We start from the raw sequence: 19,484 nt of genomic DNA on the forward strand, positions 1-19,484 counted from the left end.
AGGCACTCACTTTTCCAGGCTCGCCTGGCTCAAATCCTGATCCACACTAAGGTTGATCACGGCATCCTGAATATAAGGTGAACAAAATTCAATGGTTATGTCGCCTTTTTCAGCTGCTTTCACATAAGCAATGAGCTTTCCGTTTTTACATCTTAGTTCGTTGTCATTAAAGTCCTCCGTAACATTTGAAGAGGCATTTTCCATCCCCATGAAAATTGCGGCGCCTTTTAAACGACATTCAATCATATTGTCAGCCCTGGTACACAGGTTTCCATTTTCATCCTGAACTTCAATTTCGATGATAGCCCATTCATCTTTTGAATATTCCAGCTTTTCCGTTGTTGCCACAATCTGATATGGATTTCCTTCGGTGACGATGACATCTTCACTGATTGGCTCTCCATCCCTATAAGCACATGCCTTTAGTTCACCCGGCTGGAAGGGGATATCCCAGTAAATAATCCCGGATTCATCATCGTATGGCTTGCGTTTACCCACAATCTCGCCATTCAATTGCAACTCAGCCTCTTCACCGTTGGTATAGCATACCACCCGGATCAGTTCTCCCTCCTCGTAAGACCAGGTATGTGGAGCATCCATTGAGACCCAGTTACGACGAGGAGCCCGATAGGTCCCAACATAGATCGTGGGTTCATCACTCCAGAGCGATTTTCTAAAATATCCTCTCCCTTTCATATGATTGGCCTGATCGATCATTCCGGTAGTAAAGCCACGCGAAGGCCATCGTCCTGCTTCTCCCAGATAGTCGAATCCCGTCCAAATGAACTGCCCAAATATAAACTCATTGTCGCGCACCGACTTCCAGGCGTTCATATCATGACGCGTTTCGCTACCATAAAGCACGCGGTCGGGATACTCCTGGTGGTCCATTTCATAGCGGCTTTCGGTGTAATTGTAACCAACAATATCCAGTGCCGAAGGATATTCCGTTTCATTGGACATTACTGCTCCCGCCAATGCCGCTGTAACCGGTCTGGAAGAATCAATTTCCCTGACAACGGCTGCAAGCTCCTTTGCAATATCTCCGAGTCGCTCTGCTCGAGGCTGACTTTCCCTATAGCCACTCACGTGAATCTGTCCGATGCCCTCTTTGTCAAGAATCGGATGACTGTACGGATCATTCGGATAATCCACCTCATTGCCTATACTCCACATGATAATTGAAGGATGGTTTCGATCACGATAAACCATATCTGACAGGTCCTTTTTGCTCCATTCACGGAAATATTCCGCTGCACCCTGAAATCCGGGCTCTCCCACATTCCAGCCTTTGATCCATTTCTTCTTGGGATATTCCCACTCATCAAATGCTTCATCCATGACTAGCATTCCTAGCTCATCACAGATCTCATAAAGATCCGTGGACTGTGGGTTGTGGCTCATACGAATACCATTTACCCCAATCTCTTTTAACCTCAACACTCTGGCACGCCAAACCTCTTTGGGCACCGCAGCGCCTAAAACTCCGGCATCATGATGCAAGCACACCCCTTTAATTTTCATCCATTCCCCGTTCAAAGCAAAACCCTTGTCAGGGTCAAACTTCAAGTCTCTTATGCCTACGGTCGTAGTCGTTTCATCACTTACTTTTCCATTAAGTAGTACCTGTGTTTGCAGCACATACAGATAGGGGTCGTCGATGCCCCACAAATGGGGCTTTGACAAATTCAGTACCTGTTTGACGGTTGATTTTTCTCCTGAGGGGACAGTCAACTTTTCCTGAATTCTGGCGATAATCGCACCTCCTTCATCGAGCAAGGTTTGAATAATTTTTGCCTCCACAGATTGTTTTTTGTGGTTCGCCACCCTGGTAGAAATTTGCAGATCAGCCTGTCCCTTTTTGATTTGCGCCCGGTAATAAACTCCCCATTGGTCAAGATGCACATCACTGGCGGAGATGAGATGTACATTTCGGTAAATACCTGAACCTGTATACCAGCGAGAGTCAGCATCCTGACTATGATCTACCTTCACGGCAATCACATTGACTTGGCCAGGTTTAAGATAAGGTGTGATATCGTAGGAAAAGGAAACATAGCCATTAGGGCGCTTCCCTAACCATTTTCCATTAATAAAGACTTCACTGTTATTGTAGACTCCCTCAAAATACAGATATCTTCGGTCGTTACCAACATTTTCAGGAACGTTGATATTCGTTCTGTACCACCCAATACCTCCGGGTAGGTATCCAGTACAACTGGCGAGGTCCGGGCTGGGGTTTTGCTTTACAGACCAGTCATGAGGGACCATCACCTTCTGCCAGGCACTGTGGTCGAGTGTTTCCCTGCCTCCCAGTCGCACGTCCCCAAGATGGAAATACCAATCAGTTAGCAACTCGGACATTCCAAAGCCCTGACCAAAGGTTGCGCAATTGATAGCGCAACCTATGATAAAAAATAAAATCAATAGGGGTCTTCTCACGGTGAATGCTGTTTGGTCTTTACCTCTATAAAGGCCAAATCACGAGAAATGATACCAGAGGAATAGCAAAAAGACTTCCAAACGGGCCGAATTAATCAGAGGTAAAGATTGAAACCGCTATGATCAAAAAACCTTAATCTTCTACCACGCACGAGACTATTTCTTTTTCGATTTGAAGATAATCGGAGGACATACTAGGAATTCGGGTTTACTTTCAAGTTGAAACGCATTTACGACCCAGAAGCTAGCTTTGGATTGAGATTAATAAAGAAGCAGTCATCAATACTCAAATTCACCTTCTATTTTCTGATCAATCACCCTGAAATACCCATCCGGAGAGACATCAAACAATCTATCGGTAGTCACATTGTAGCGCTCCTGATGCCATTCAATTTGTTGATTGGCTAAAATTCGTGTGGTATTATATATTTCCTCGTATCCCTCTTCAGGGTATCCATTGCGAGCATGGGTAGCTTCGAAAGCATTTATGAGTGATTTAAGCTTGCCGGTAGATTTTTCAAATAAATAGATGTCTATATAATCGGTCATAAAATCAACTACTCGGGTAATTAAGCCCACATGGTCATTGCCAAATTCTATTTTACCTAGGGCGTAAACATTTATATTAAAAGCAGTATCATACCACACCCCTTTACCTTGTACTCTTTTAACAGCGGTAAACTCAAAAGGTTCCTCTGAAACCTTCCCGTAGGAAGTAATTCTGTACAAAGTATCTTTCACATAGTGCTTTGCTCTTTCATCCTGATAACCAAACAAAAGCACATTCAAAGGCTTTGCATCAATAATGGTTTGGCTTTTCAAACTCAATAAATCATCAAATGGAAGTTCTACTTCCGGGTAACTACTCAATAACTTATTAAATTCCTGCTGACGGGCTGACTGGGCATAAATAATTCCATTAGTTAGCATAAGGATAAAAAACATACCCATTGCCATACCGTTAATTTTTACTGTAAACTTCACCATACTTAACTTTTAATTGATTCATAAATTGATCTCAGGTCCCAAATTATCATTCCCCAATTCGTTCCCAAGACCTTTGGATTCACACATAGTTACTCAGATAGATTCTTAGTAGCCCACAATACAAGAACTCCGATTTTGGATCAAATAGAGAAGCAGTCATCAATACTCAAATTCACCTTCAGATTTTTGATCGATTACCCTGAAATACCCATCTGGAGAGACGTCAAACAATCTATCGGTAGTCACATTGTAGCGCTCCTGATGCCATTCGATTTGTTTATTGGCTAAAATCCGTGTGGTATTATATATTTCCTCGTATCCCTCATCAGGGTATCCATTACGAGCATGGGTAGCTTCAAAAGCATTTATAAGTGATTTAAACTTGCCCGTGGACTTTTCAAACAAATAGATATCTATATAATCGGTCATAAAACCAACCACCCTGGTGATTAAACCAACATGGTCGTTCCCAAATTCTATTTTACCTAGGGCGTAAACATTTATATGAAAAAGGGTGTCATATCTAACTCTTTTGCCTTCGACTCTCTTGACGGTATTAAACTCAAAAGGCTCGTCAGACACCTTCCCATAGGAAGTAATTCTATACAAAGTATCCCTCACATAGTGCTTTGCTCTTTCATCCTGATAACCAAACAAAAGCACATTCAAAGGCTTTGCATCTATAATGGTTTGGCTTTTCAAACTCAATAAATCATCAACTGGAAGTTCTACTTCCGGGTAACTGCTCAATAACCGATTAAATTCCTCCTGACGGGATGACTGAGCATAGATAAATCCATTCATTAGCATAAGGATTAAAAACATACCCATCGCATTCGCGTTAATTTTTACTATAAACTTCACCATACAAAACTTTTAATTGATTCATAAATTGATCCCAGGTCCATAAATTATCATTCCCTAATTCATCTCCAAGACCTTTGCCATTTCGATAATCCTTTCCATCTTCTTTATACTTTGCGGTAACACCTCCTGCGGTAAAGTTGACCATTTTACCATACGGATCATCAACAATTACCCCATCACCAGATACCGACTGAAGTCTTACCATATGCCCAAACCCACCAAGGATTACGGAATGTCCTTTGTCTAATTCCGCTTGCATATCATTAATAATTTCTGACTTTGTAGATTCAATAAATTCCAAATACTTGTATTCTACCTCAAATAAATCCGCTAAATCTTTCCTTGTTTCTCCCTTTGTTCGGTCATCAAAACCATTCGCCACCCTGAGACATTCCAAATAATCCTCCATTTGCTCATATTTCGTATCACAACTATCCGGACAGTCGGAACAGGGTTTGTCCACACCCAAATAACTTAGTCCCATGGCCTGAGATGTAAGGTTACACATGATTTCTCCGGCAGTAGAAATATTATAGGTTGTCATCCAGCTATGAGATTGCAAATCCTCCTCAGTTGCCGGTGCTTCATTATCTCGCTGATCAGCATAGGGGGACAAAGCCTGCAATTCAATGTATAACTCTTCCTTTTCAGCCTTAATATTTAGTTCCTTTATCTGAACTCTGACTACCATAATCTCATCAACCGACATTTTGTCTTTGGTCTCCATTAAACTTAAAAGCTGATAGAACGCTTCACTTCTCAAAAGTTCAGCGACAATCCAATGCCCTAAAATATCATCCCCAATCTCGGCTACTTTGAAATATGATCCACACTGTCTATTAAACACCAAATACTCACCATCCTTCTTATAAGTCTTTCCTGCCCATTCAATACTATAAGGCAATTTCAAAGCTTCAAAATCGTCAACCAGTTTATACCGTAATTCTTCACTCAATTTTACGATTTTCGCCAGATACTCAGGTTTATTACTGATATAGATGGTATCACCGGAACCATGAATTTTGAGTATCGCAGATTTATCCTTAGCGGCTAAACCCAAAAGCGCCACCTGAGTACCTAAAACGGCTCTCTCAGTTGGCTCAATAAACTTTTCGGGTGACCCCGGCATTCTCAACCATGCATCATCATGGGAAACGAAGTGAACGTATTTCAATTCACTATCAGACACATTTTCATCTGCTATTTCATCTAAAACACTATCGCTGACCTTCTCAAATGATTCCTTTTTCAATTCCTCCAAAACTTTGTCGATCTGAATCATTTCATAAAACTCTTCCAACAGTTCAATACTAATCTTCTGAATTTCAACTAATAATTCATCCCAATCAGGGTTGTCTGCGGAGGTATTTAGCTTTCGATCAATCTCATATAACTTATCTCGATACTCCGCTTCATTTTCATCTGTTAAGTCATAAGCTTCCAAAAATGACCGGGAGTTCCTGAGCAACAATTTGGCCATAAGTTGTGAATCAGAATTATTCATCTCTTCTGGTGCTAACTGGCCATGAACAATAGTTGACGAAAAAACTAATACTACAAGTAATAGGACACACTTGAGTGCCTGGTTGGAGTCAAAAATTGAAATATTAAGTAAAGAATTGTTAGGCGAAATTGTACTGCTCACAACTAATTTTATCAAACAGCGGTTTTGAAGTCGTGAAACTAGTGTGTTTTACTAATTCGTGCAAACATTACATATACCACTTTTAATTTAGGGAAATCGGAAACTCCTAAAAAAACCTCACATCTTCTACCACACCGGGGCCTATCTCCTTTTCTATGAGGTCAAGGACTTTTTGCTTGGAGTTGAGCATCTCCTGTTTCAAAGGGGCAGAGGTCAATTGAAGATATAAAATTTTGTTTCTGACCTGAACTTTAGAGGTACGTGAGGCAATGGTCTGTCCCATGATCTTTTCCCATGACTGGATCAGCCGCTTTTCTTTAAAGGTATGTTCGAGGTTTTCAGATTTTAAAAACTGCTGAAATGCACTGGAAAAAGAATGTGTATTGTCTTTACTCATAGGACCTGTCCTTCGCTCACCTCGTAATAGCTAACATCATCAAACTCCTCGAAAAAGGTCTTTGCCCTTTCTACACGCGCATCTGTAATGAAGATTTGTGGGAATCGTTGACGATCAGATAGCAAAGTAACTAAATGAGCAATTCTTTCATCGTCCAGTTTATCAAAAATATCATCAAGCAGCAGCAATGGTGCAAACCCCTTCTTCTCCATCAGGTAATCATATTCCGCCAGTTTCAATGCCAGAATAAAAGACTTCTGCTGACCCTGAGATCCAAAACGTTTAATGGGGCGATCGTTTAGAATAAACTTATAATCATCCTTGTGCACCCCGACATTGGTTCGCTGTAGGATCAAATCCTTCTCAAAGCTATCCTGGTAAATTCTTTGAAAGTCAGAGTCCAAACAATTCGTATTATAAGCTACCAGCGGGTGTTCCTCTCCCGGGAAGATCATTTCATAATTCCGTTGAAAACTAGATTGGAAATCCTGAATAAATGCCTCCCGAACTACCGCGATACTGCTATTTAATGGAATGAGCTGACTATCATAGGTCTCCAGCAGGCTTCTGTTGATTTTCATCCGCCCCTCATTTTGCTTAAGGAAGCTGTTGCGCTGCTTGAGTATCCGTTGGTATTTGATCAGGTCACCCAAATAGTCTTTATTGAATTGTGAGATTACCCCATCAAAGAGCTTACGCCGAATCTCACTGCCTTCTTTGATGATCTCGCTATCATCCGGTGCAGTGAGCACCGAAGGGATGGTGCCAATATGGTCACTCAATTTTTCAGGCTCCTGTCCATCCACTTTAATGATTTTCTTCGCGCCCTTCTCATAATAGACGTTAACCTTACTTGCTACCTCGAGTCCTTCAAAAACCGCGTTTAGGGCAAAAAAGGCCTGTCCATGTTTGATATTTTGAAGATCTGTGCCTCCAAAAGCGCTCCGGGTCATCGACAAAAAATGGACTGCGTCCAGCAAATTGGTTTTGCCCATTCCATTTTTACCAATAATGCAATTGATACCCTTTCCAAACTCCAACTCCACCTGCTTGTAGTTTTTAAATTGCTGAAGTTTTAAAGTGTTGAGGATCATATATTTTGTTGAGCGTCCTTTTTCAGTTAATTTCGCAGGGCATTCCGGGCGGATCGCCTAAAAGGAACCCAAAATTAACTATAAGACGAAGGTAATATCAAGATGGCAGCCAAAACGAAAAAACAAACTTTTGATAAAGCGACCTACATGAACTGGTATGAATCCATGCTATACATGAGAAGGTTTGAGGAAAAGGCAGGACAGTTGTACGGACAGCAGAAAATCAGAGGTTTTTGCCACTTATACATCGGTCAGGAGGCCTGTGTAGCCGGAGCAGTTTCGGCACTGAAAAAAGGAGACAAATACATTACAGCATATAGAGATCACGCGCATCCAATTGCCTTAGGTTCTGATCCTAAAGCCATCATGGCTGAACTATACGGAAAAGAGACTGGTATCTCAAAAGGAAAAGGTGGTTCCATGCACATGTTCGACGTAGAAAATGGATTCTTCGGTGGACATGGTATCGTTGGAGCGCAGGTTCCGCTTGGTACAGGTATTGGTTTTGCTGAAAAATATAGCGGCACTGATAACCTTTGTGTGGTTTACATGGGAGACGGTGCTGTAAGACAAGGTGCCTTCCACGAAGCATTAAACCTTGCCATGACATTGAAACTGCCTGTGATTTTCGCCATCGAAAATAATGGCTATGCCATGGGTACTTCAGTGAAGAGGACTTCGAACGTAACAGACCTTTATAAATTGGGTGATGCTTATTTCATGCCATCATTCCCTGTTGATGCAATGTCTGTGGAAGCCGTTCACAACGCGATGGCAGAAGCTGCTGAAAGAGCCAGAAGCGGTGAAGGCCCTACCTTGTTAGAGTTGAGAACTTACAGATACAAAGGTCACTCCATGTCTGACCCTGCTAAATACCGAACCAAAGAAGAGGTTGAAGAGTACAAAGCAAAAGACCCGATTGAGCAGGTGAAAGCGGTTGTGCTTAAAAATAAATATGCAACCGAGGAAGAGCTGAAAGAGATGGATAAAAAGATCAAAGCGGATGTGATGGAATGCGTTGAATTTGCTGAGAAATCTGACTTCCCGCCAGCTTCTGATGCTTATACTGACGTATACGCGGAAGCTGATTATCCATATATTACCAATTAAGACAAAAAACATATCTTTGCGGACTTAATTTTATAACCCGAAATGGCAAAGACGAAAACGAAACAGCAAGAGGGGCTGGACTTACTGGAAGATCCTGAATTACTAACAGGAAAAGCTGAGGAATTCTTTAGTGATAGCAAGAACCGAAACATCGTATTTGGTGTGGGTGGTGTGATCGCTATCGTAGTGCTGGCGATTCTTGGTTACAAATACTACATCGCTGACCTGAACAAGCAGGCTCAGGTAGATATGTTCCAGGCAGTATACTACTTTGAAGCAGACAGCCTGAACAAAGCTTTGAATGGCGATGGAATTAACCTTGGTTTCCTTGATGTGATCGACGAGTATGCGGGAACAGATGCTGCTAACCTGGCTAAATTTTATGCGGGAGCTGCATATCTGAAACAAGGCAGTTACACAAGCGCAACCGTTCAATTGGAGGACTTCTCCAGCAATGACCTGTTACTCCAGGCTCGTGCATATGCGTTGGCGGGTGATGCCTATTCAGAATTGAATAATTACGATGAAGCCGCCTCTTTATACAGCAAAGCTGCTTCGTATAACCCAAATGACCAGTTCACTCCTATTTACCTGGTGAAATTGGCAGTGGCTTATGAAGCAAATGGAGAATTTGGCAAAGCGGCAGACGCTTACGATAAGATTATTTCCAAACACGGTAAGTCAACCTTCGTGCAGGAAGCCAAGAAACAGAAGGCTAGATTGCAAGGACTGGCTGCCGAGTAATGTTCTAAACAAGAAAATATAGAAGACAGGGATAAGGCAGCAACGCTTTATCCCTTTTTTGATTTTATGGCAACATCATTAAAAAACCTTAGCGATCACGACCTGAGTTCAGTAAAGGACATGTCAGGTTACAAATTCGGGATCGTAGTATCCGAGTGGAATGAAGAAGTCACCGAATCGCTTTATGCCGGAGCGGTACAGACCTTACTTGAAAGCGGAGCCACGCGTGAAAATATTATCAGAATAAACGTACCGGGCAGCTTTGAATTGACCCTCGGCGCACAATGGATGGCTAAAAGAGAGGAAATCGATGCGGTAATTTGCCTTGGTTGCGTCATCCAGGGGGAGACCAAACATTTTGATTTTATCTGCCAGGCTTGTGCTCAGGGAATCACCGATGTAGGGCTTAAGTATGACAAGCCTGTGATCTTCGGAGTGCTCACTACGGACAATCAAAAGCAAGCCAACGAGCGTGCCGGAGGTAAGCACGGAAATAAAGGAGATGAAGCTGCGGTCACAGCCATCAAAATGTTGGCCATCAAACAATAAATTTTTCGAAAACGTCAAAATCAACCACCGTCCTCACTAACCAAATAGACGGGTCAAAGCAATCAAAAATGAAAGTATTAAAATTTGGAGGTACATCTGTTGGCTCTCCGGAGCGCATGAAGCAAGTTGCTAACCTGATAAAAACAGAGCAGGGCAAAAAGATCGTTGTACTCTCAGCGGTTTCAGGCACGACCAACTCCCTGGTAGCCCTTGGCGAGCTTTGTGAAAACAAAAAAAAGGAAGAGGCACTACAGGCATCAGCAGAGCTATTGAAAAAATATCATGCCTTCATCGATGAACTCTACAGCACCGATGAGAGCAAAAAGGCCTCTATCGAATTCGTCAATCAGGTATTTGTAGATATTGATGGCCTGATCGAAAAGCGATTCCAAGAGCAGGTGGCGAAGCTCTTGGTTGTACAGGGAGAGATCATTTCTACGCGACTATTCACCACCTACCTACAAGAAATTGGTTATGCGGCAACCATGATCATGGCACAGGACTTCATGACATTGGACAAGTACAATGAGCCTGACCTGAAATTGATCCAAAAGAAACTGGAGCAAATCTTGCCGGATGTATCTGACGATATTATCATCACACAAGGTTTTATCGCCCGAAACAAGGCGGGAGGTATCGACAACCTGCAAAGAGGGGGAAGTGACTATTCTGCTACGATAATTGGATCTGTTCTTGGAGTAGAGGAAGTGCAGATCTGGACCGATATCGACGGGATGCACAACAATGACCCAAGGATCGTGAAAAACACCCGACCTGTTTCAAAGCTGAGTTTTGAGGAAGCGAGCGAGCTTGCCTACTTCGGCGCGAAAGTACTTCACCCACATTGTATCGTGCCTGCTCACCAGTACAGTGTGCCGGTAAGAATCAAAAACACCATGGACCCAGGAGCTTTCGGGACCCTGATCTCAACGGAAAGTGAAACAGCTCAAACCGTAAAGGCTATCGCTGCAAAAGATGGCATCACGGCTATCAAAATCAAGTCAAGCCGCATGGTCATGGCCTACGGTTTCCTAAAAAAGATATTTGAGGTCTTCGAAAAATACGAAACGCCGATCGATATGATTACCACATCGGAGATTGCTGTTTCACTGACCATCGATAATGCCACACAGCTACGTAAGATCACGAAAGAAATCAGTGAATACGGTACTGTGGAAATTGATAAAGATCAAACGATCGTATGTGTGGTTGGTGACCTGATTGCAGAGAAAAAAGGAGTAGGCTCTGTACTGTTCCAATCCCTTGATGAGGTGCCTATCCGAATGATCTCATACGGTGGTAGCCGAAACAACATCTCCTTGCTAGTAGCCAGCGAGCACAAAGCGGATACTCTCAGCAAACTGCACGCCGCACTTTTCTAATAAAGGATTAAGATAAGATCAATTAAGCCTGGTTGGTATTATACAGCGAAAGCGAAAAATACCAGCCAGATTATCACGAAGATCGGAACCAGTAAAGGAATAGAGAAGCGGATCATATAGCCGAAGAAAGAAGGCATTTTAATCCCTACCTGCTCTGCAATCGACTTCACCATGAAATTAGGACCATTACCAATATAGGTCATTGCTCCAAAGAATACCGCTGCCACCGAAATCGCCTTTAGATCCAAAATAGAATCAGGGAACATCCCCTGAGAAAACGCAATCACGTCTGACAAATTATTGATGCTTGCTCCCGCTGAAGCCATGGCGGCTGTTAGGAAGTTGATATAGGTAGGCGCATTGTCAAGGAATCCTGAAAGCAAGCCTGTACCCCAATAGAGGGTATTATGCGAAATTATTCCTGCACCCTCTTCAGATTGTGCGAACGCTGAAACCAACTCCAGCGCCGGCATCATCGTCCCAAATATTCCAATGAAAATAAAAGCCACCTCTCTAATCGGCTCGAAGCTGAAATCATTGCCGCTTAGCGCCTGTTTATCTGCCATTTTATAAGAGAAATAGGCGCACGCCAGCATGATGATCTCCCTGATAAATGAAAAAGTCTGCCCATGATAATCGATACCCGGTATCCATGGAAATACATTTGGGTCCAGGAATACTGCTCCCACAATGATCGCCAACCAGATAAAGTTTCTTGACCCACGTAAGCCAATTTTTCCGGTTGGTTCAGGTACGTCCTCACCAAACGAGTAATCTGCTTTATTACTTCTGTCAAAAAGATAGAACATTCCCAGTAACAGGATCACGGCCATCACCCAGGGAACGATATTATTAAACAGGGTCCAGAAAAACGGAACTCCTTTCAGGAAGCCCAGAAACAAAGGAGGATCACCGATAGGGGTCAAACTCCCGCCGATGTTACTTACCAGGAAGATAAAGAAGATGATGTGATATGATTTAATCCGATTTCTATTCAATCGAATAAAAGGTCTGATCAATAACATGGAGGCCCCTGTCGTCCCTATGATGTTAGAGATCACCGCACCTATTGCCAGGATAATAACATTGGTCAGCGGCTTAGCCTCTTTATCTACGATGATCATAATCCCCCCCGAGGCCACAAAAAGTCCCGTTAACAGGGCAATAAACTGTACATACTCAAAGAAGGCATGAACCGGACTGTGCTCATTACGAAGGAAAAACAGGTAATAACTCACCACAATTGCAGCGAGTATCATCGCGACCTTTGGGTAATGTTTGTGCCAGAAATGCTCATAGAACAATGGCCCTGTGGCAATCATAATAAGTAAAAGGGCAAAAGGAAATACACTCCATGTTGCCGGTCCGTGACCATGAGCTTCGCCATGTTCCTCCGTTGCAGTGGCATGATCCTCACCATGAGCGGCGTCATCTTGTGTGATCTCAGTCTTATCCTGATCACCATCCCCGGCATATGCAGGCATAACACAAAAGACACCACCTATGCATAGGAGCGCTACTAATACGAATGATTTAAACGTACTCATCATACTAAGGCGGGGCTCAAAATTTTAAAGGTCATGTTGTAATCAATCAATAAAAAACCATTGGGAGGAAGAAACCAGGCTCAACTTTTTAGTGTGCCCAATGGAAATACCGAAAATGATTTTGTAACGTATAAGTTGCCTAAAAACCACCCGGAAGCTCAAATATAATATGTGGAGCCAGATTGCCAAGAACCCAAAGGTTAAGTTTCTTTTAACAGGATCATCGTTTTCCCCATCAGAAGGCATCATTTTCACCTGTTTTTGGAAGGAATGTTTACGGTTCCGGCACAGGTATCTTCGGTTGCGCCAGTTACAGATGCAAACACATTGGGTTGTTCCTTAAGTCGCAATAAACCCAAAAAACCAAAGATTAGCGCCTCTTTAAAGGATACCAATACCTCATCGGGAACCCCTATCTGATAGTCTCCGTCCAGTCTTTCTCTAATCAATTCCATGAGGTAATCATTTAGAGCTCCTCCACCGGTAAAAATAATTTTCGCTCCGGCTTCCAAATTCTTGTGGACATTCTCAGAAATAGTATCAGCTATAAAATGGCAGTAAGTATGAAGAAGGGCTTTTGGATCTCCCTCGGCTCCTACCATAACATGTGTTCTTCCCCATTGATTACTCAATGACTTTGGAGGCTCCTGATGGAAATAAGGTAATTGATTGAGTTGTTCCTTCCACTTAATGAGCTGGGAACCACTTCGAGCCAGCAGACCACCCCGATCATAGCCAAATCCCAGTTTCTCTGAAAAATAATTCAGCACCTGATTGCAGGGACACAGGTCCCATGCACGGGACAGCCCGTCCAGCTGAATCGTGATATTAGCGATCCCGCCTAGATTGACCAACCCCTGATATTCGTGGAAAAGATAATGTTCACCCACCGGAACCAAAGGTGCGCCCTGCCCCCCTTTACGGATGTCTTCTATTCTAAAGGTATCAATCACCGTCAGACCGCATTGATCAGCAATGCACTGACCTCTCCCTAGTTGCACGCTGATATTATTCTCCGGCTCATGAAATACCGTATGCCCATGAACAGCCACAGCCGCTATATCCGCTTCTCCCTTCACAAACAGGCTCACCTGTTCACCGATCCAGTTTCCGTAATCGGTATCCAGTGTTTCGAGCTCATCGGGAGCCAGGGTAGGGGCATTTTTTAGCCTACTTTCCAGATCACCGGGAATTGAGGCTGTTTCCGCCTTTTGGATCTCAAATTTCCAGTGAACTCCATCCTGCCAAAAGTCCGTCAGACACAAATCCAGCCCATCTAAGGAAGAACCTGACATGATCCCCACAATTTTCATCCTGCTTCTTATAATTTTAAGTCTTTTAAGGCCGTGAAAGATAAGAGAAACATCGTAGTAGATATTGGAAACACGCTGATAAAATCAGGGCTGTTTCAGGATGGACAATTAAAAGAACAGCAATACTGGGGCTCGATCGAATCCCTTCTTTTGTATGCCAGGGAACAAAAGCCCCATAGAATAGGCTTTGTTTCTGTTAAAAATGGTGAAAAAGAGCTCCTGGAGACCTTTCACGAGTTTATTCCTACGATCTTTACCAATAAGAGTAGAATGCCTATAAGTATCGACTACGAGACGGTGGATACTTTAGGAACTGATCGACTCATTGGAGCAGTCGCCGCACATTTCTTATTTCCCAATAGAAATACGTTGGTCATCGATATGGGGTCTTGCATTACGTACGACCTGCTTGACAGCCAAAGTGTGTATCAGGGAGGAGTGATCAGTCCGGGGCTCAAAATGCGTATGAGAGCAATGAACCACTACACCCGTAATCTTCCTGACCTCAGCACACAAGAAACTGACTGGTCATACCAACCCGTGGGCAAATCCACGAGGGAGTGTATGGAACTGGGCGTTCACAGGGCAATAATTCATGAAATCGACGGTTTTATCCATGATTATGCCCAACAATATCCTGAACTCGTGGTGCTGATGACGGGAGGGGATGCTCCTTTCTTTGAATCCAAAGTAAAACAACCCATCTTTGCGGACGCTAATTTGATCCTCAAAGGACTAAACCTATTACTAGACTCAGAATGAAGTGCAAGAAACAATGCCTTACAGCATTGATGATGTTGATATCCCTGGCGGGTTTCTCTCAAGCCCTCAATAGTCCCTATTCCAATAATGGTATTGGTGAAATTGCGTTTCAGGGCCTGCCTCAAAACTTTGCTATGGGTGAGTTGGGTATTGGTACCTATTCTCCGATCCATATCAACCTGGAAAACCCTGCGTTGCTGACTTACAACAATCTGAGTTCATTCGAAGTGGGCCTTCAGGGAGATTTCAGAAAATTTAGTACTTCATCTACATCGATGAATGAAAGCAGCCTGGCGCTTAGGTACCTGGCAATGAGTTTCCCGTTAATAAGCGGTGGAAAATGGGTTTCCTCCTTTGCACTTCTACCCTTGAGTACGGTTAATTACCATACTTCTTCATTGGATGCTATTGATAACATTGTCGCTCAGACGGATTATTACGGACAGGGAGGCTTAACTCAGCTTGTTTGGGGTAATGGCTTCAGACTTACCAAAAACCTAAGAATCGGGATAAAAGCAGCCTACGTATTTGGCTCAATCGAAAATCAGACAAAAGTGACCTTACTTCAGGAGGACCCTGATTTTGGACTTATCTATGCCTCCAATTTTGCCATCGCCCACTTTGAAGATGATAATTATGCAGATTTCGACTTTACAGCAGGTGCGTCTTATAAATATGTGATCAACGAGAACAAGTTTCTCCACCTGGGGGCGCTTTACCGAATCTCCTCAGAGATCGATGGAAGTAGGGATACCAGGTATGAAAGGCAGTCTATCTCAGGAGCTACCGGACAAATTCAAGAGCTTTCTAACGACGAAAAAATCAGCTTTGACCTGCCCATGACCTACGGATTTGGCGTTTCTTTTGGAAAATTTGCCAACTACACGGTAGGGGTGGATGTGCGCAAGCAAAAGTGGGATTCGAGCACACCGGCCGAACCCGGAGAAGTTTATAGAAATACGACCTCAATGTCTCTGGGAGGGGAATTTATCCCCAATTACGAAAGTGTCAGCAGCTATTTGGCGAGAACAACTTACCGATTGGGATTCTCTTACAAACAGTCACCTTATATCCTTAATGATAAAAGGATAAATGATTTTGGTATTAATTTTGGAGCTTCATTTCCTGTACGTGGTTTTTCAAGTCTGGAAACAGGATTTAAATACGGCGTGAGGGGCACTAAAAAGAATGACCTGATCCGTGAGAGTTATTTCCAGTTTGTGTTGGGAGCCACGATAAACGACAGATGGTTTATTAAAAGAAGGTATGATTAAACAATAGGACTATGAAAATGCAAATTAGAAACTTAATTGCAGCAGCATTCTTCCTTGGAGTAAGCTCATTGGCTGTAGCGCAGCCTGGATGGAACTGGGGAGACTCCATTGATAAAGCAAAAGAGAACAATGCGCTTTACACTGATTTTTTGAGATCAAAAAATTATAAAGGAGCTGTAAAACCACTCGAATGGTTGTTGACCAATACACCGGACTTGAACAAGTCTATCTACATCAATGGTGCAACGATCTATGAGGAGCTTTCTGAAAAAACAACTGACCCCGCTCAAAAGTTGAAGTATCAGGAAAAATCTCTTGAAATGTATGACAAGAGAATTCAGTACTTCGGTGAGGAAGCTAACGTGATGAACAGAAAAGCTTTGGCATCTTATAAGTTTTTCAAAAGCGAACAAAGTAAGTACCCTGAGCTAATGGAGCTTTTTGATAAAGCTTTCAAGTTGAATGGCAACGATTTCTATAGCAGTAACCTTACTGCCTATATGGATGTGATGAGAAGATACAAGCTAACAGGAGGTGAAATCAGCGATGAGGAAGTTTTTGATAAGTATTCTGACATCACTGGTGTGATCGCTTACCAAAAGGCCAACGGTGGTAATGACGACAGAATGGACAAAGTAGCAGAGTATGTTGACAAACTTTTGACAGCTACTGTCACTGTGGACTGTGATTTTGTGGACCAAAAACTAGGCCCTAAAATGATCGAAACACAGGATCCAAAATTGGCGAGAACCGTATTCGCGCTAATGAAAGATCAGTCTTGTCTTGACAGACCTTTGGCATTGACTGCTGCTGAAATTATCAATCAGGATACTCCTGACTTTGGTATCACTAAGTTTATCGCACAGAAGCATGCTCAGAATGGTGACTATAGTAAGGCGACAGAAGTTTATGAGCAGGCGATCAGCATGACAGAGGATACTGAGAAGCAGGCAGAGCTTTACCTAAGCATGGGTAAATTGTTCTACGCTAAAGGTGATAAGCCTTCTGCCAGAAGCAACGCCAGAAAAGCAATATCTATTAATCCTTCGTTTAGCGATGCATACAAGTTCATCGGTGACCTTTACATGAGCAGCTTTGACGATTGTAAGGCTAGCGAAAGTCGTGTGAAGGACCGTGCAGTATATTATGCAGCGAAGAAAATGTATATGAAAGCGGGTGATAGCGAGGCTGTAAAAAATGCAGAGGCGCAATTCCCTACTATGGAAATCATTTTTGGTGAAAGCTATAAAGAAGGTGATGTGATCCAGGTAGGATGTTGGATCAACGAATCAGTGACCATTGAAAGAAATCCTAATTAATTTTCGTTTAAATAATTCAAAAACGATCATAGAACGTTTCTATGGTCGTTTTTTTGTTTTCACCCTATGGGCGGCGGCGTTTTTTGCGTGCGAGCAAAGAACGGAACTCATCGACCAGCCCGTCTATGATGGACCTACCATCACTATGGACAGCGTCTACACCAAAATGAGCGATTCGGCCCAAATCGTGATGATCTTAACAGCCCCACGACAATTAGATTTTGAAAACGATGACCGGGAGTGGCCAAAGGGGATGTACCTGGAATACCTCGATCATGATGGCAACCTGGAGTCGACCTTCAAAGCAGACTATGTGTACTACACCGCAGAAGATGATATCTATAAAGGCACCGGTAATGTAGTCGTAAAAAACATGGAAACAGGCGATGAGCTCACCACCGAAGAGCTGTTTTGGTCGCCTAAAGAAGAGAAATTTTATACAGATCGGTTCGTCACCATCGTCTCAGACGATGAGGTTCATACGGGCGAAGGCCTGGTGGCTGACGAGGATTTCGAGACCTATAAAATCACCAAACCTTCCGGAACGATAAACTTAGAGGACGATGAAACTCCTTGATATTTTGTTATTTTCTTCCGCCATCGCCTTCTTTGTGATGGGCGTATATGAGTCCATGGTTTTGGGAATAGGCCAGGCGTACAGTATTTTTATGTTGAGTCTTGGGCTGCTTTTCATCTATGGTTACCGAAAAAATAAAAGAAGAGGAGACACTAAAGACTCCTAATGACTGACTAATGGAAGACCCCTCGCTGTATCTGGGCATATTATTTTGTTTGTTGTTCTCAGCCTTTTTCTCCGGCATGGAGATCGCCTTTATTTCTGGTGACAGGCTCTTTATCGAATTGATGAACAAGCGGGGAGAGCTTGCCGGGCGCATCCTTTCTCTTTTTGTCAAAAAACAATCTCATTTTCTGGCTACCACCCTGGTGGGAAATAACCTGGCCATCGTGCTTTATGGTATCCTGATGGCCAAGCTACTGGAGCCCTGGCTGATGGTCATTGTGCCGGAGGCGATCTACAGCGATGTGCTGATCCTGGTGCTTCAATCCATTTTGAGTACCATTATCGTGTTGATCACGGCGGAGTTTCTACCCAAGAGCCTTTTTATGATCAACCCCGATATCATGTTGCGGGTATTTGCCCTGCCAATGATGCTGATCTATGTGCTGCTTTACCCGGCAGTCACGATCGTTGCTTTTCTCTCCCGCTTGATTATTACCAAAATATTTGGGTTTGAGTATTCTGAAGAACGTCCGGTGTTTGGGCTAACGGACCTCAACAACTACATCAAAAAGAGCCTGCTAAATACCGAAAAGGAGGATGAAAACGAGATTGATGCGAAAATCTTCAATAACGCCCTCGAATTCAAAACGGTAAAGGTTCGGGAATGTATGATCCCGAGGACTGAGATCATCGCTGTAGATGCGGATGAGGAAATCAGCGTGATTCGGGAGCTGTTTGTAGAAAGTGGTCATTCCAAGATCATCGTTTACAATGATTCCATTGATGATGTGATCGGCTACTGTCACTCGCTGGCCATGTTCAAAAAGCCGGAAAGCATCGAGGAGATGCTTACCCCGATTACCATCGTACCCGAATCAATGCTGGCCAATGAACTTCTTATTCAGTTTATCACCGAACACAAAAGCATTGCCCTGGTCGTAGACGAATATGGTGGCACCTCAGGCATTGTGACCATGGAGGATGTGATTGAGGAAATTTTCGGGGAAATCCGTGACGAACATGATGATGAGTTCCTTGTTGAAGAGCAGGTAGACGATCAAAATTTTGTGCTCAGTGCCCGACATGAGGTGGATTACCTCAATGAAAAATATGAGTGGGAGCTCCCTGTTGGGGAATATGACACCCTGGGCGGGTTGATCCTCAATTTTCATGAAGACATTCCCCAGGTCAATGAGATCATCGAAATACCCCCTTTCATCTTTACGATCCTCACCCTCGAGGACAAGCGCATCGACGAGGTGAAATTGACCCTGCCGACACAAGTCGAATCGCTGTAAATCAAAGTTTTA

At 43.1% G+C, this 19,484-nt stretch carries 18 protein-coding genes; 10 read left to right on the top strand and 8 right to left on the bottom strand.

Going from position 1 to position 19,484, the window contains the following annotated elements:
• Positions 1-6: 6 nt before the first annotated feature.
• From NXR94_RS01580 to recF, 6 genes are all read right to left on the bottom strand, one after another.
• A complete protein-coding gene (locus NXR94_RS01580; protein ID WP_258102807.1) occupies positions 7-2,442 on the bottom strand; it encodes a sugar-binding domain-containing protein in 2,436 nt (811 codons plus the stop codon).
• Positions 2,443-2,721: 279 nt separating this feature from the next.
• Complete coding sequence (locus NXR94_RS01585) at positions 2,722-3,429, bottom strand: hypothetical protein (RefSeq protein WP_258102808.1); 708 nt, start codon at positions 3,427-3,429, stop codon at positions 2,722-2,724.
• 159 nt (positions 3,430-3,588) lie between these two features.
• A complete protein-coding gene (locus NXR94_RS01590) occupies positions 3,589-4,296 on the bottom strand; it encodes a hypothetical protein (protein WP_258102809.1) in 708 nt (235 codons plus the stop codon).
• Positions 4,271-5,800, bottom strand: a complete 1,530-nt coding sequence (locus NXR94_RS01595; RefSeq protein WP_258102810.1) for a hypothetical protein — start codon at positions 5,798-5,800, stop codon at positions 4,271-4,273. The genes NXR94_RS01590 and NXR94_RS01595 overlap by 26 nt, the downstream gene beginning before the upstream one ends.
• Positions 5,801-6,047: 247 nt before the next feature.
• Entirely contained in the window at positions 6,048-6,338 is a 291-nt protein-coding gene (locus NXR94_RS01600) for a DUF721 domain-containing protein (RefSeq protein ID WP_258102811.1), read from the bottom strand.
• Entirely contained in the window at positions 6,335-7,432 is a 1,098-nt protein-coding gene (gene recF / locus NXR94_RS01605) for a DNA replication/repair protein RecF (protein ID WP_258102812.1), read from the bottom strand. Before recF ends, NXR94_RS01600 begins: the two co-directional genes overlap by 4 nt.
• Before the next feature lie 102 nt (positions 7,433-7,534).
• Between recF and pdhA the strand changes: the two genes are divergently transcribed.
• From pdhA to NXR94_RS01625, 4 genes are all read left to right on the top strand, one after another.
• Positions 7,535-8,542 (top strand): pyruvate dehydrogenase (acetyl-transferring) E1 component subunit alpha, encoded by a 1,008-nt coding sequence (gene pdhA / locus NXR94_RS01610; protein ID WP_258102813.1) that lies wholly within the window; start codon positions 7,535-7,537, stop codon positions 8,540-8,542.
• A 42-nt stretch (positions 8,543-8,584) separates the two neighbouring features.
• On the top strand, positions 8,585-9,286 hold the full coding sequence (locus tag NXR94_RS01615; protein WP_258102814.1) for a tol-pal system YbgF family protein: 702 nt from the start codon (positions 8,585-8,587) through the stop codon (positions 9,284-9,286).
• Positions 9,287-9,352: 66 nt separating this feature from the next.
• A complete protein-coding gene (gene ribH, locus NXR94_RS01620; protein WP_258102815.1) occupies positions 9,353-9,835 on the top strand; it encodes a 6,7-dimethyl-8-ribityllumazine synthase in 483 nt (160 codons plus the stop codon).
• A 68-nt stretch (positions 9,836-9,903) separates the two neighbouring features.
• Positions 9,904-11,217 carry an aspartate kinase gene (locus NXR94_RS01625; RefSeq protein WP_258102816.1) on the top strand — a complete coding sequence of 438 codons (1,314 nt, stop codon included), beginning with the start codon at positions 9,904-9,906 and terminating at the stop codon, positions 11,215-11,217.
• 38 nt (positions 11,218-11,255) lie between these two features.
• On the opposite strand, the gene NXR94_RS01630 is transcribed toward NXR94_RS01625, so the two are convergent.
• On the bottom strand, positions 11,256-12,767 hold the full coding sequence (locus NXR94_RS01630) for a sodium:proton antiporter (RefSeq protein ID WP_258102817.1): 1,512 nt from the start codon (positions 12,765-12,767) through the stop codon (positions 11,256-11,258).
• Between the two features lie 248 nt (positions 12,768-13,015).
• Positions 13,016-14,077, bottom strand: coding sequence for an anhydro-N-acetylmuramic acid kinase (locus tag NXR94_RS01635; RefSeq protein ID WP_258102818.1), 1,062 nt, complete (start codon positions 14,075-14,077; stop codon positions 13,016-13,018).
• Positions 14,078-14,110: 33 nt separating this feature from the next.
• Here NXR94_RS01635 and NXR94_RS01640 point away from each other — a divergent pair, with 33 nt between their 5' ends.
• The 6 genes from NXR94_RS01640 to NXR94_RS01665 are packed head-to-tail and all read left to right on the top strand — an operon-like array spanning position 14,111 to position 19,472.
• Positions 14,111-14,839: a type III pantothenate kinase gene (locus NXR94_RS01640; protein ID WP_258102819.1), complete on the top strand. Its 729-nt coding sequence runs from the start codon at positions 14,111-14,113 to the stop codon at positions 14,837-14,839.
• Entirely contained in the window at positions 14,836-16,113 is a 1,278-nt protein-coding gene (locus NXR94_RS01645) for a hypothetical protein (protein ID WP_258102820.1), read from the top strand. Before NXR94_RS01640 ends, NXR94_RS01645 begins: the two co-directional genes overlap by 4 nt.
• A gap of 11 nt (positions 16,114-16,124) precedes the next feature.
• Complete coding sequence (locus NXR94_RS01650) at positions 16,125-17,432, top strand: lipopolysaccharide assembly protein LapB (RefSeq protein WP_258102821.1); 1,308 nt, start codon at positions 16,125-16,127, stop codon at positions 17,430-17,432.
• Entirely contained in the window at positions 17,413-18,009 is a 597-nt protein-coding gene (lptC, locus tag NXR94_RS01655; RefSeq protein ID WP_258102822.1) for an LPS export ABC transporter periplasmic protein LptC, read from the top strand. The genes NXR94_RS01650 and lptC overlap by 20 nt, the downstream gene beginning before the upstream one ends.
• Positions 17,996-18,175, top strand: coding sequence for a hypothetical protein (locus tag NXR94_RS01660; protein ID WP_258102823.1), 180 nt, complete (start codon positions 17,996-17,998; stop codon positions 18,173-18,175). The genes lptC and NXR94_RS01660 overlap by 14 nt, the downstream gene beginning before the upstream one ends.
• Before the next feature lie 10 nt (positions 18,176-18,185).
• Entirely contained in the window at positions 18,186-19,472 is a 1,287-nt protein-coding gene (locus NXR94_RS01665) for a hemolysin family protein (protein WP_258102824.1), read from the top strand.
• Positions 19,473-19,484: the final 12 nt, after the last annotated feature.

The organism is Marinoscillum sp. MHG1-6, assembly GCF_024714475.1.
Classification (GTDB): Bacteria; Bacteroidota; Bacteroidia; order Cytophagales; family Cyclobacteriaceae; genus JAMZMI01.

Coding starts and splice junctions, on each gene's coding strand:
- pdhA (WP_258102813.1), top strand. CDS start 7,535: ATGGCAGCCAAAACGAAAAAACAAACTTTTGATAAAGCGACCTACATG.
- NXR94_RS01615 (WP_258102814.1), top strand. CDS start 8,585: ATGGCAAAGACGAAAACGAAACAGCAAGAGGGGCTGGACTTACTGGAA.
- NXR94_RS01665 (WP_258102824.1), top strand. CDS start 18,186: ATGGAAGACCCCTCGCTGTATCTGGGCATATTATTTTGTTTGTTGTTC.
- NXR94_RS01600 (WP_258102811.1), bottom strand. CDS start 6,338: ATGAGTAAAGACAATACACATTCTTTTTCCAGTGCATTTCAGCAGTTT.
- NXR94_RS01660 (WP_258102823.1), top strand. CDS start 17,996: ATGAAACTCCTTGATATTTTGTTATTTTCTTCCGCCATCGCCTTCTTT.
- NXR94_RS01635 (WP_258102818.1), bottom strand. CDS start 14,077: ATGAAAATTGTGGGGATCATGTCAGGTTCTTCCTTAGATGGGCTGGAT.
- NXR94_RS01590 (WP_258102809.1), bottom strand. CDS start 4,296: ATGGTGAAGTTTATAGTAAAAATTAACGCGAATGCGATGGGTATGTTT.
- ribH (WP_258102815.1), top strand. CDS start 9,353: ATGGCAACATCATTAAAAAACCTTAGCGATCACGACCTGAGTTCAGTA.
- recF (WP_258102812.1), bottom strand. CDS start 7,432: ATGATCCTCAACACTTTAAAACTTCAGCAATTTAAAAACTACAAGCAG.
- NXR94_RS01625 (WP_258102816.1), top strand. CDS start 9,904: ATGAAAGTATTAAAATTTGGAGGTACATCTGTTGGCTCTCCGGAGCGC.
- NXR94_RS01595 (WP_258102810.1), bottom strand. CDS start 5,800: ATGAATAATTCTGATTCACAACTTATGGCCAAATTGTTGCTCAGGAAC.
- NXR94_RS01650 (WP_258102821.1), top strand. CDS start 16,125: ATGAAAATGCAAATTAGAAACTTAATTGCAGCAGCATTCTTCCTTGGA.
- NXR94_RS01630 (WP_258102817.1), bottom strand. CDS start 12,767: ATGATGAGTACGTTTAAATCATTCGTATTAGTAGCGCTCCTATGCATA.
- NXR94_RS01585 (WP_258102808.1), bottom strand. CDS start 3,429: ATGGTGAAGTTTACAGTAAAAATTAACGGTATGGCAATGGGTATGTTT.
- NXR94_RS01645 (WP_258102820.1), top strand. CDS start 14,836: ATGAAGTGCAAGAAACAATGCCTTACAGCATTGATGATGTTGATATCC.